The sequence below is a fragment of the Streptomyces sp. NPDC001816 genome, assembly GCF_042892235.1.
In the GTDB taxonomy this organism is placed as follows: Bacteria; Actinomycetota; Actinomycetes; order Streptomycetales; family Streptomycetaceae; genus Streptomyces.
In genome coordinates, this window is record NZ_JBIATY010000024.1 from 2382 (window position 1) to 14886 (window position 12505).

A 12505-nucleotide genomic window follows, 5' to 3' on the forward strand; every position below is an offset into this window, starting at 1 on the left:
CAATCTGAACTCGCGCCGGAACGAGAGGCCCGAAAGGGCTTCAGCGGCTGTGTTCGTAAGTGCTGGACCTGCAAGAACGCACAACGAAAGACCCCGCCGGACCCGCTTACACGCGGCCCGAGCGGCAGGGGAGACGTAAAAGCCCGTCGTCTTCACGGATCGATCGGTGTCATCGGCTAAGCCGTTGGTCTGACCCTCGGGCGTAGACCCAGGGACCGGATCGGCGGGGATCCCGGTGATTGGGCTGCACCCGGTCCATGACAGGTAGCCATTCCAGGGAGCATCCACTCAGCGAGTGACGACTGAGTGGCCGCGGTGACCGCGCGCCAGCCAATCGGAAGGGACCAGGGCGCGTACGGAGCCGCGATACGACAGTGACGGGCTGCTTCCCGTCACTCGTCATGCGGGCAGGAAGCCGGCGTCACGTCGGTGGCCTGCCCGTTTGATGAGGACTTTCGAAGGTCCCGTCCGCACCGCGTCCGGTGCGGGCCCTTTTCCCGCGGCGTGCGCCCCGTAGAGGCACCTCCGGGCGCGTTCGGGCCGTTCCACTGTGAGGAGAGACGTCCCATGAAGTGCATGGTTGCCGGCCGTGAGGCCGTCACCGCGGCGGAGTTCGCCGAGCTGGCGCTGGGTACCCCGGTTGAGCTGTGGCTTGGGGTGGATGGTGAGAGTGACGAGGAGCGTGCGGCCCGGCTGGATGCGGCCCGTGACATCCTCGCCGACCCCGAGTACCGCGGCCTGCCCGACGACTTGGTTCGCCTGGCGGCGCGGGTGGTCGAGGATCACCCGGACCTGTTCAACGTGGTCCCGCTGGCCCGCCCGGTCCGCCGCCGCGCGGTGCGCAAGGGGGTTGCGGCATGAGCGAGGGTCTGACGCTGGACGACGTGGCTGTGCCGCTGCGGGCGCTGCGCCTGCTGGCAGGGGACTTCGGTCATCTGTCGTCGCCGGCCGTGCGGGTGACTCCCATCTACCCGAAGCGGCTGGAGTTGGCATTCCACGACGACTTGGCCGGCTTCGAGGGTTGGCGCGACGCGCTGGGCATCGCCCCGGACGCCGTGGCGCAGGGCACGCAGAGTGGCGGCCGTACGCGTGTGCTGCGTACGTCCGTCGAGTACGCGGGCGCTGAGCTGGAGTTGGTGGCCTACGCCGCGATCCCGGTTTTGGTGCTGGTGGGAGCGGCGGCCTGATGTCGGATACGTCCTTGCTCGGGGTGTGCGTCTGGTGCGCCAATCGCCAGTGACGAGGGGCAAGAAAGGGAGTGAGTGCATGGACTGGAAGGCAGCATTTCGGAAGGCGGCTCACTGGAGCCTGCCGGCCGGTCTTACCGGCCTGTCGTTGGGGTGGACCGTCTACGCGGTGGGGGAGATCTTGTCCCGTCAGGCTCCGGCGCCTCTCGCGCTGACGGTCGCGGGTATCTACGACGCGGTGTGGCTGTACGCCCTGGCCATGGAGACCGCGCACCGCAGGCAGGGGTCGAAGGGGACGCTGCCCGCCGTTCTCGGGTGGGTCTTCCTCGTCACATCGGTCGGCGTTCTCTTCACGCACGGCCTGATGTACGCGACGCCGGTCGTCGCGGTCATCGGGGCGGTGGTTCCGGCCGCCGCCAAGGCGACGCTGATCATGGCGGTGGAGCGGGAGGCCACCCGCATTTCCCGCGAGGCGCAGCGGCAGATCGATGCCGTGCGCAGCGCCACGCGGGATCAGTTGGCGATCGGCCGTGCCGTCACCCGGGCCAAGGTCGACCGGCAGAAGACGGCGGCTGTCCTGGAGCGCGAGGAGCAGAAGGCCCGCGGGCAGGCGCAGAAGGTGCGGCACGAGGCAGCCGAAGAGCTGACGAAGCTCACCGCGGAGCACCCGGTGGCCGGCATCCCGCAGGAGGTTCCGGCGCTGTTCTCGGATGAGGACCTGGCCCGGGTGCTGGGCCAGTGGTCGGATGAGGGTGTGTCCCCGGGTGTGTCCCCTGTGTCCCCGCAGGTCGGGCCCGTGTCCCCACCCCGGGCGATCCCCGCGTCGCAAGGCGGGGGACACGCCTCGATCGACCTGTCGGGTCTTGCCGAGGTGGCGGCCGTGGCCCGTGTTGAGACGCCCGAGCCGGGTGAGCCGCTGACCGAGGAACAGCTCACGGTGGTCCTGCGGTGGCTGCGCCACTCCGAGAACCCTCCGCTGAGCTACCGGAAGGCTCTGGCCGCGTACCGAGCGGCGGGCTTCTCCGCGAAGGAAGAGCGGGTGCGCAAGGCGTACGCCGCCCTGATCGACGCGGAGGACGCGGAGGCGTAAGCAGCCGTCCGGCACCACCAATGAGGGCCAGCCCAGGGTAAGTGGGCTGGCCCTCGTTGCGACTGCCGGAAGCAGTCGACCGCACCAGTGAAGCAGACCCGGTGAGTTGACCTCACCGCCTCATCAGCAGGCCCGGCCGGCAACTTCCTACGGCCCCGGCCGGGCCCTACTCCGCGAAGGAGTGCACTCAGCATGACGGATCTCAGCACAGAGCCGGTAGCCGTTCAGGCGCCCCCGGCTCCTCCCTCCCCGCCGCCCCAGACCGCATCCGTTCCGGCGCAGGCTGCACCCGAGTTGGAGCACACGCCCGGCGGCTGGCCGGTCGTCCCTCTTGCCCTGTCCGGGGCGAACACCACGGTGGGCATGGTCGCCGCCGCATCGCTGGCCGGCGGTCCCGTCGCCGCGGTGGCCGCTGCCACTGGTGCCGCGGTCCTCGGCACGGTCGCCGCCGTCCGCTCCCGCAGGCCCAACCCGCGCCGTGAAGCGCGGCGAGCCGCGGTCCGTGCTGCCGGGCGCACGGCTGCTCGGGCCGCAGGCCTGCGCAGCAGCGGCACAGGCAGCCGGACAGGTGGCCGCTCGCTCGCCTCCCGGGCTGGTGGTTCTGGTGGCCGGTCGGGTCGGGTGCCGGGACAGCAGCGGCGCGGGACCGGTCCGACCGGCCGACAGACCAGCACGACCACAGGCGGAAGCAACCGAAGCCGTGCCAGTCACGGCGCTACGAAGCCCCGCACCGGAGCAACGGAGAAGCAGCTTGGCCGGGTTGGGCAGGCCAAGGTGCTACGGGCGGCGCAGCAGGCCGCGGCCGGCTCGAGGGCCGGGCAGCGGGCACAGACCACCGCGGCTCGCCGCGCGGTCGCCGATGCCCGCCGCAACGCCAAGACCAGCAGCGGAGCCGGTCTGACCAGCCGTGCCGGACGGCGCAGCCTGGCGGGCCGGACCCTCGGAGCAGCGGCACGCACGGCGCGCGACATACGGGATGCAGCCATCAGCAAGAACCGTGCCGCCCGCGACCGTAAGACCGCCGCCACGGTCGCGGCGCAGCGCGGCACCGTCCGCAAGGCCCCCGCACGTCGGGCAGCACGCAAGGCGCTACGCAGGTCCGCGGCCCGCTTCCAGGGGCGTCGGCTGCTCGCCGCCCTGCTCTCCCTGCCCGCCGGTGTGCTCGGCTGCCTGACCACCCCGCTCGGGCGGAAGTTCAACGTCCGCTGGCTGATGTATCCCGGGCGGCGCCTGTACCGGCGCCTGGTCGCGACCGCGGCCGCGCAGCGCACCGCGCGGGACGCGGCGATCCGCCAGCAGCAGGCCGAGCAGGAAGCCGCGGCGGACGCCGAAGTTGCCCAGGACGCCAGCGAGGGCATCGGTGACCGCGTCCAGCGGCCCCCCGCACAGATCCCCAACAGCACACCCACCCCCGCCACTTCGCAGGTCAGTGAAGGAGTGCACGTGTCCGGTTTCCGGTTCGAAGAGGCCGCCGCCGAGATGGAGGAGGCCGCGCAGAACTACGAGCCCGACGGCGCGATGGAGATCCTCGCCATGGTCGAGGGTCTGCCGATCGCGCTGGCCAGCGTGGCCGAAGTGATGAAGATCCTCGGCGAGCGTTCCGACGAGGAGTTCCCGCTGGAGAAGGCGGTCGCGGAGACCTTCCGGGACTGCTACGGCGCGGTGATGGCCGCGGTCGCCGTGGCCGAGGAGATGGGCCCGATCTTCCGCAAGGAGCACGAGCAGGACATCGCCCGCCACGAGGACCCCCGCAACGGCCACGAGGCCGAGAAGGGCTGGAACGTCTGATCATGAGTGCTGCCACCGCCAAGAAGAGCAGTGGCCCGGTGTTGGACTGGGCGGCCGGTCACGGACCCGTGACCGGCGCCCTGTCCGCCACCACCGGAGCCTTCGCCCTCGCCACCACCGGCGCCGCCACCGGCATGCCCCCCGGCTGGACCCTCGCCGCTGGCGCCGCCGGCGCCCTGGGCCACACCGTCACCGGGCTGCGGGCCCGCGCCGCCGGCCGCACGCTGGCCACCCGCGCCACCGCCTGGCTCCTCGGCGCAGGCTGGACCACGTGGGCCATGACCACAGGCCCCCTGACCTGGGCCGCCCTCGGATCCCTCGCCACCCTCGGTGTGGGTATCGGAGCCTCCGCCCGCGCTAGTGCTCTGTTTGAGGAGGCGCGGGAGGAGGAGGCCCTGGCCGCTGCTGAGCGGCAGGTGGCCCGTGAACTGTCCGCGGAACGCCGCGCGATTGCGGCGGAGTGGGTGGATCGGATCCAGCGGGTGTGCGGGATCACCGTGTGCGTGCTGGCCGTTGAGCAGTGGCCTACCGGGGCCGGGTTCTCCATCGACGCCGAACTCCCGCCGGGCGGCGCCACCTGGCAGAAGATCGCAGGTGAGTCCTCGCGGCTGTCCGCCGATGCCCGGCTCCCGCACGGCTGCACCGCCACCGCCTGTCCGGGCATCGATCAGGGCCGGGTCATCATCGACGTGACCACCGTCAACGTCCTCGCCGAAGAGCGCACCTACCCGACCGACTACGGGCCTCTGTCCGTGCTGACCGGGATCCCGTGGGGGTACCGGACCAACGCCGAACAGGTCCTCGCCTACCTGCGCGAGCAGTGCGCGCTGGTGGTCGGCCCGACCGGATCGGGCAAGACCAACATGGTCCACACGATCCTGGCCGGGTTCGCCCGCGCCGAGGACGTGCTGACCTGGGTCATCGACCTGAACGCCGGATCCGCAGGCCTGCCCTGGGTCCTCCCCGCCCTCAACGGCGAGATCGAGGGAGCTGACGGCAAGCCGGTCCGGCCGGGTGTGGACTGGCTTGCCGGGACCTACGACGAGGCCTTGACCATGCTGGACACTGCCGTGCGCGTGGCCAAGCAGCGCAAGATGCGCTACCAGGACCTCCTCGCCCGCCACAACACCGACCTCCTCCCGGTCGGGCCGCAGATCCCACAGATCATGCTGGTCATCGATGAAGGTGCGGAGATCCTCGCCAGCCCCGACCGGCAGATGCGCAAGCTTGCGGAGAAGATCCTGGAGGTCATCCGGATCGCCCGCGCCATGGGGACCCGCACCGTCCTGACCGCCCTCGGAGCCACCGGCAGCGTCCTGGGCAACCTGATGATCCGCCGCGAGGCCAAGGTGCGGGTGGCGCTCACGGGTGGTGAGACCGAGGGCATGGACCTGAGCAAGATGTTCCCCGGCACCCGCGGCCTGCGCGTGGACCAAGCCCCCTACAAGGGCGCCGGGTTCATGGGCACCCCTGAATCCCCGGCCGCACTGTTCAAGGCCTGGCGGATCCTGCCCAACCAGATCCGGGAGATCATCGCAGCCACCTCCGCCCGACACCCCGTCCTGGACGACATCTCAGTCAAGGCGGCTGGGCCAGCCTACGTGCGCCGCTGGGACGCCGACCGCATCGCGTGGATGCGCGACCACACCCCCAGCACCGGCCCGGCCGCCGGGCCGCCAGCGCAGGCGTCGGCGGGCGGGGCGCTGAACCTGTCCGCCCTGCGCACCGACCAGCCGGCTGCCGTGTCGGAGGAGGACGACCTGACGCGCCGGTTCCGTGAGGAGATCGACGGCCTGTTCGCCACCGCCCCCGACCCGCATACACCCGCCGACCCTGCCCCGTCCGCGGGGGGCGGGTTGAATCTGTCCGCGCTGCGCGGCGAGCAGGACAGCCCCGCCCAGTGGGCCGCCATCGCGGCCCTGCTCGCCGCCGGCCCCGAGGGCACCGGGGCATCCGCCATCGCTCGCGCGTTGGCGGATGAGCATGGCACCAACCGGCAGACGATCGTCGGCTGGCTCAAGTCATGGGTCGAGGACGGCACCGTCGTCCGGATCGGGGAGGGCACCAAGGCCCGCTACGTCCACCGCAAGCACGCCCCCGAGAGCTGATCGCTTGTCGCTTGTCGTCCCGTCCGGAACCAGAGCCAGGACGGCGGCTCTGAGACCCGGAAACAGCTTGTGACCTGCAAGGCGACAAGCGACAAGACAAGACAAGCGACAAGCCGCACGACAAGCCAGACGACAAGCAACGCGACAAGCCACAGCGCGGGCAGCACCCCTGGGGTGCTGCCCGCCGCACGCTCCCTGGGAGGCCGCTCGTGATCGTGACCCTGTCCGCCGTCGCACTCCTCGGGGTGCTGGCCTTCGTCCTGCTGCGGGGCCGCTACGTCGGCCCGTTCAGCGCTCTCGTGCTGTTCCTCTTCGGCTTCTTCACCGCCGGCACCGGCGCCGCCAGCCCCATCCGCGCCGTGTGCCTCGCACTCGCCGACGCCGCCCGCAACATCACCTGACCCCGGCAGGAGCCCCGCCATGCCCGACCAAGACCCGTCCGCGGCCTGGCAGCCGCGCATGACCGCCACCGAGGCCACCGACGAAGCCCGCCGGATCATCGAGGACGCCTACCGGCCCGTACCCCAGATACCCACCGCCTACCGCGACACCGCGCCGCTGCCCGCCTACGGCAGCACCCCGCCCGTCCCGCAGCCCGACCGGCGGATCGTCCCCGCATGGGCCGCCGGCACCGCCGTCGCCGGCATCGGCGTCGGCGCCACTTGCGTCGGTCTCGGCTGCGGGATCTGGCTCGCCTGCCAGGGATTCGCCGCCGTGACCCTGACCGGCGTCCTGTTCATCACCCTCCCGATCGCTGCCCTGGCCGCCGTCGCCACCGCCATCGGCTCCGCCGTGCGCTCGGTGAAGGCCAGCCGCAGCGAGACCCACCATCACTACTCGGGCCCGGTCCGAGTGGAGAACAACGCGATCACTGCACCCGCGTACGGGCTGATCGCCCGCAACCGCAACGAACTCAACCGCTGAATCGGAGAGGAACCCCATGTCGTTCGGAGAGACCCCGATCACCCTCGTCGGCAACCTGACCGACGACCCCGAGCTGAAGTTCACCGAGGGCGGCGCTGCCCTGGCGAAGTTCACGATCGCCGTCACCCCGCGCAGCTTCGACCGCAACACGAACCAGTGGAAGGACGGCACCACCGCCTTCTACCGGTGCGCCGCCTGGCGTGCCCTCGCCGAACACGTCGCCGAGTCCCTGGGCAAGGGCTCCCGTGTGGTCGCCATGGGCCGGATGCGGCAGCACGACTGGACCACCGACCAGGGCGAGAAGCGCTCCATGCTCGCCGTCGAGATCGACGACATCGGCGCGTCCGTCCGCTTCACCACCGTCCAGATCAACGGCAAGCGGCCCGCCCAGAACGGCCCGGCCGGAGACGATGCGTGGGCCACGGCCAATGCCGCCCCCGGCAGCGCTTCGGCGTCGGAGGGCGCCGAGCCGCCGTTCTAGCTAGGCCAAGGGCGGCCCCCGCATCTCGCCAAAGAACTGGGGCCGCCCTCGTTCCCACCATCCAACTGAACAGTGGAGGTCACCCAGCATGACCCATCGCCTCACGATCGGGCGAGTGCGCGGCCGACGGCCGCGTCTGCTCGACCTGTTCTCGTGCGCCGGCGGCGCGGCCGTCGGTTACGACCGCGCCGGGTTCGCCGTGGACGGCTGCGACGTCGCCCACCGCCCCAACTACCCCTTCCCCTACCACCACGGCGACGCCCTGACCTATCTCGCCGCCCTGATCACCTCCGGCGAGATCGAGCGGTACGCGTTCGTGCACGCCTCCCCGCCGTGCCAGGACAAGTGCACACTCACGGTGGGCACGAACCGGTCCCAGGGCTGGGGCGGCACGCACGAAGACCTCGTGGCACCCACCCGCGAACTGCTGGAGCAGACCGGACTGCCGTACGTGATCGAGCAGCCCAACGGCCGCGCGGAGATCCGCAAAGACCTGACCCTGTGCGGGGAGATGTTCGGGCTCGGAGTCATCCGGCACCGCAACTTCGAGTTGGGCGGCTGGAGCATCGAGCAGCCGGCGCATGTCCCGCACCGGGGTCGGGTGCGGGGCTACCGGCACGGCCGTTTCTACGACGGCCCGTACGTTGCCGCGTACGGCAACGGTGGTGGCAAGCCGTCCGTCCCCGAGCTTCAGGCCGCGATGGGCATCACGTGGAGCGGCGAGCGCGAGGAGCTGACCGAGGCCATCCCGCCCGCCTACGCCGAACGCATCGGCCGCGCCTACCTCACCTCCCGCACCGTCCTGGAGGGGGCCGCGTGAGCCTGATCGATGTCACCGGCATGCCGCTGGTCGACCTGAACAACCTCCACCTGCTGGCCTCTGCTCTGTGCGCGGCCGAGCGGGGCTGGCCGGTCATCCCGCTGCACCCCGGCAGCAAGCGCCCGGCCGGGCACCCGGAGCGTTCCTGCCCCGGCACCGGCAGGTGCGCGGACGGGCACCGCACCCCCGAGCAGCGCGCCACCACCGACCCGGAGCTGATCCAGGCCGCGTGGGCGCGCACCCCGTACAACGTGGGGATCGCCACCGGCCCGGCCGGGCTGCTGGTGATCGATCTGGACGTGTGCAAGCCGGGAGAGGAAGGAGGAGCGCCTGACGGCGCCGCTTCCCTGAGCGCGCTCTGCGAGCGCGCCGGCGAGCACCTTTCGCCCACCTACCGGGTGCGGACCCCGAGCGGGGGACGGCACCTGTACTTCACCACCTCGCCCGGCGGGAGACTGCCCAGCAGCGTCAACCGGCTCGGGCCGCACATCGACACCCGCGCCTGGGGCGGCTACGTCGTCGCCCCCGGCAGCACCACCCCCGAGGGCGTATACGAGGTGCTGGACGACGCCCCGGTGGCCGCGCTGCCGCACTGGCTCGTCCCGCTGCTGATCGAGCCGTCCCGACCTGCCGTGGCGCTCGCGCCGCTGCTCGTGCAGGAGTCGGTCACCCGGCGGGCCCGGGTGGCGTTGGAGCGTGAGGTGGCCGCGGTCGCGGGCACCGGCGAGGGCGGCCGGAACACGCGGCTGTTGGAGGGCGCCCGCGCGCTGGGGCGGTTCGTCGCCTGGGGCGAGATCCCGCGGGACGTGGTGGAGGAGGCGTTTCAGGCGGGGGGAGAGGCGGCCGGACTGTCCGCGGCCGAGTGCCGGGCCACCATCCGCAGTGCCCTGGACTGGTCGATTCGCACCTGCCGGCCCAGGGACGCCGCATGACCCCCCGCCGTGAAAAGCCCACCCGACCCACCGCACCCGGTTCGCGCCCGGCCCAGGGTGGCGCCGTTGAGGGCCGTGGCACGAAGAGCGACGGCCGCCAGGCCGTCCTTTTAGCTCTTCGTTCTGACCCGCACCCGCCCCACCGCCCCAGCCGCAACGCAGACGATCCGACGCCGGACCGGCCGGGGATCCGCATCTCTGCTCCGCCGGTCTACCGCCATCACTACGACGGAGCCCGCTGGTCCAAGCGCTACGGCGCCACCCCCACCGCCGCCTACGCCTGCTCCTGCGGCCAGACCGGCACCGCCACCGGACAACAGGCGGTGGCCGACCTGGTCACTGAGTACGAGGCACACAAGCACTTCTGCACCGGCATGCCTGGCCCGTACACCGAAAGGAGGAACGCCGCATGACCAGCGTCAACCCGCCTGCTCCGTCCGTCGACGGCGCCGCCCTGCTCGATGAGGTCGAAGCGTTCCACCGCCGCTTCAACATCTTCCCCACCGAAGCCGCCTACGTCGCCGTCACGCTGTGGGACGCGCACGCGCACCTGATCGACGCGTTCGACGGCACCGCCCGCCTCGCCTTCCTGAGCCCCGAGCCGGGCTCGGGCAAGTCCCGCGCCCTGGAGATCGTGGAGACCCTCACCCCGCGCGCCGCCACCACTGTCAACGCCTCCGCCAACGCCCTCTTCCGGCTCGTGGAGGCCGACGGCGGGACACCGACGCTCCTGTTCGATGAGATCGACACCGTCTTCGGGCCGAAGGCCGGGGGCAACGAAGAGGTCCGCGGGTTCCTGAACTCCGGCTACCGGCGCGGTGCCAAGTCGCTGCGCTGCGTCGGGGACGGCTCGAACCAGAGCACCGAGTGGTTCTCCTCGTTCTGCGCCGTCGCCATGGCCGGGCTCGGCTCCCTCCCGGACACGATCCTGACCCGCTCGGTCATTATCCGGATGCGCAAGAAGGCCCCCAACGAGAAGGCTGAACCGTACCGTCGGCGCGTCAACGAGAAGCAGGGTCATGCCCTGCGCGACCGGCTCGCCGACTGGGCCACCACCGTGCACGACGAAGTCGCCGAAGCCTGGCCGGAGATGCCCGATGGGGTCTCCGACCGGCCGGCCGACGTGTGGGAACCGCTCCTCGCGGTCGCCGACGCGGCCGGCGGCCACTGGCCCGAGCGCGCCCGCGCCGCCTGCGTCGAACTCATCAAGGCCGCCCAGGAAGGCGACGAGGCCTCCCTCGGTGTCCGCCTGCTGACCGACCTGCGCGACAAGGTGTTCTGCGGCGCCGACCGCATGCCCACCGCCGCCATCCTCGAAGTCCTCCTCGGACTCGATGACGCGCCCTGGGCCGACCTGAACGACGACGGCAAGGCGCTCACGGCACGCGGTCTGTCCAAGCTCCTGAGTCAGTACGTCCGGCCCGACAACACCCCGATCCGGCCCCGGGGGATCCGTGTCGGCAGCGGCACCCCGAAGGGCTACTACGCGGACGACCTGACCGACGCCTGGGCCCGCTACTGCCCCCCTCCCCCCGAGAAGTCCGCAACATCCGCAACAGCCGCAACATCGCAGGTCAACGCGGGTGAATCTGTGGCGGAAGGCCCGTCCGAGAGCCGCCACATGTTCGCGGAAACCGACACACGCACCCTCCGCAGCGTCGGCTGACGCTGCCCGCTCGATAGGTGCCGCCGCGCTCCCGCGCGGCGGCACCTATCCGCAACAGAAACGGCATCCGCCACAGATCCAAGACGTTGACCAGCAATGTTGCGGCGTTGCGGATGTTGCGGATTCCCCAGAGGGCAGAGAGGAGTCTCGAAGGTGCCGAAGGAGAGTGGACTTCCCCTGAGCTATTCGGCGGCGGAGGTAGCGACGTCGCTGGGGTGCTCGGAGTGGTGGGTGAAGGAACAAGTTCGCCGCCGGCGCATCCCCTTCCTGAGGAGCGGTGGCGGGTACCGCTTTACCAGCGATCACGTTCGAGAGATCTTCCACATTCTTGAAGAGCGGCCCAGCCCGGCAAACGCCATCGAGGGCGAAGCCGTACCCCGGCGTCGCGCTATCGCGCAGCCGGTACGGCCAGTGGCGAGTCTCCGCGCGCGCCGTCCGCGTCGCGCACGGAACGCCGCTTGATAGAGAGCCGATCACGAGGGGTGGAGGCCAGCCATGGCCTCCACCCCTCGCTTGTCGCGAGAGGTAACCATGGGCTACGGCGAGAAGCGCGCCGATTACTACCGAGGCCGGTACTGGATTGCACCCGGTGTGCTCCGCACTGTGGTGGACGCCAACGGTGCCACGATCCGATTCGCCACCAAGCGCGAGGCAGCGAAGGCAGCGAACGACGCGGAGGCCAAGGTCCGAGAGGTCGGCTATCGCGACCCGAATGCCGGGAAGGAGACCTTCGGCGAGTACGTGAACCGCTGGTATGCGGCGCAGGAGTTGGCCGCATCGACTATGCAGAACTACAAGCGGCACATCGAGGAGCATCTCCTCCCTGCCTTCGAGGACAAGGCCATCGCCGATATCCAGCCCACGGACGTCGGAGCCTGGGAGAAGAAGGAGCGGAAGCTCTACGCCGCGTCTAGCGTGAAGACCTGGCACGGCACGCTGCACCTCATCCTCGCCGACGCCGTGGATGAAGGACTTCGCGACTCCAACCCGGCAGCCAAGCGGCGCGGCCGAGGCAAGCGCGCCGGACGCTCCCGGAACCGCGGCCCCGAGAAGGTGGTGACGGACGCTCTCGGAATCCTGCTGACAGCCGAGCGCGCTTCGCTGCTGTCTGGCCGTGACGACGAATTTGTAGCCGTGATCCTGAAGGGCTACACCGGCATGCGATGGGGCGAAGTCGTCGGCTTGGAGCGCAAGTTCGTCCGCCCCGCATCGGTGCGGGTGGAGTGGCAGCTCTACGAACTCGACTCGGGGGAGTTCGAGCGCTGCCCGCCCAAGGACGACTCCTACCGGACCATCGACACGCCGAAGTGGCTGTCTGGCTTGGTCGCAAGCCATATCGCCCGGACCGAGTCGGCACCCTGCCCGTGCCACGAGCACGCCTACGTGTTCCGTGGCCACGGGCCCGCCAACGGTGCTGCCCGGCACGTCGGCGCAAAGCTGGTCGACGTCGCCCGCCGCGCCGAGGTCTCTGCGGCAACGGTCTCGAACGTGCTGAACCGGCCGGACATG

Annotated in this window: 12 protein-coding genes and 1 pseudogene; all 13 read left to right on the forward strand. The window is 71.0% G+C overall.

Annotated elements, in window-relative coordinates; translation table 11 throughout:
- Positions 1–567 precede the first annotated feature (567 nt).
- Complete coding sequence (locus ACFYZZ_RS45000; RefSeq protein ID WP_389189845.1) at positions 568–861, forward strand: hypothetical protein; 294 nt, start codon at positions 568–570, stop codon at positions 859–861.
- On the forward strand, positions 858–1187 hold the full coding sequence (locus tag ACFYZZ_RS45005) for a hypothetical protein (protein ID WP_389189847.1): 330 nt from the start codon (positions 858–860) through the stop codon (positions 1185–1187). The genes ACFYZZ_RS45000 and ACFYZZ_RS45005 overlap by 4 nt, the downstream gene beginning before the upstream one ends.
- Positions 1188–1266: 79 nt before the next feature.
- Positions 1267–2277: a hypothetical protein gene (locus ACFYZZ_RS45010; protein WP_389189849.1), complete on the forward strand. Its 1011-nt coding sequence runs from the start codon at positions 1267–1269 to the stop codon at positions 2275–2277.
- A gap of 192 nt (positions 2278–2469) precedes the next feature.
- Complete coding sequence (locus ACFYZZ_RS45015; RefSeq protein ID WP_389189851.1) at positions 2470–4065, forward strand: hypothetical protein; 1596 nt, start codon at positions 2470–2472, stop codon at positions 4063–4065.
- 2 nt (positions 4066–4067) lie between these two features.
- Complete coding sequence (locus tag ACFYZZ_RS45020) at positions 4068–6173, forward strand: hypothetical protein (protein ID WP_389189853.1); 2106 nt, start codon at positions 4068–4070, stop codon at positions 6171–6173.
- A 209-nt stretch (positions 6174–6382) separates the two neighbouring features.
- A complete protein-coding gene (locus tag ACFYZZ_RS45025; protein WP_389189855.1) occupies positions 6383–6574 on the forward strand; it encodes a hypothetical protein in 192 nt (63 codons plus the stop codon).
- Between the two features lie 19 nt (positions 6575–6593).
- Complete coding sequence (locus ACFYZZ_RS45030) at positions 6594–7097, forward strand: hypothetical protein (RefSeq protein ID WP_389189857.1); 504 nt, start codon at positions 6594–6596, stop codon at positions 7095–7097.
- 16 nt (positions 7098–7113) lie between these two features.
- A complete protein-coding gene (gene ssb / locus ACFYZZ_RS45035; protein ID WP_389189859.1) occupies positions 7114–7578 on the forward strand; it encodes a single-stranded DNA-binding protein in 465 nt (154 codons plus the stop codon).
- A gap of 88 nt (positions 7579–7666) precedes the next feature.
- On the forward strand, positions 7667–8398 hold the full coding sequence (locus tag ACFYZZ_RS45040; protein ID WP_389189861.1) for a DNA methylase: 732 nt from the start codon (positions 7667–7669) through the stop codon (positions 8396–8398).
- Positions 8399–8418: 20 nt separating this feature from the next.
- Entirely contained in the window at positions 8419–9330 is a 912-nt protein-coding gene (locus ACFYZZ_RS45045) for a bifunctional DNA primase/polymerase (RefSeq protein ID WP_389189867.1), read from the forward strand.
- Positions 9327–9743, forward strand: coding sequence for a hypothetical protein (locus tag ACFYZZ_RS45050; RefSeq protein ID WP_389189863.1), 417 nt, complete (start codon positions 9327–9329; stop codon positions 9741–9743). Before ACFYZZ_RS45045 ends, ACFYZZ_RS45050 begins: the two co-directional genes overlap by 4 nt.
- A complete protein-coding gene (locus ACFYZZ_RS45055; protein WP_389189865.1) occupies positions 9740–10996 on the forward strand; it encodes a DUF3631 domain-containing protein in 1257 nt (418 codons plus the stop codon). The genes ACFYZZ_RS45050 and ACFYZZ_RS45055 overlap by 4 nt, the downstream gene beginning before the upstream one ends.
- A gap of 531 nt (positions 10997–11527) precedes the next feature.
- Positions 11528–12505 (forward strand): annotated as a pseudogene (locus ACFYZZ_RS45060) (LacI family transcriptional regulator); the annotation flags it as partial.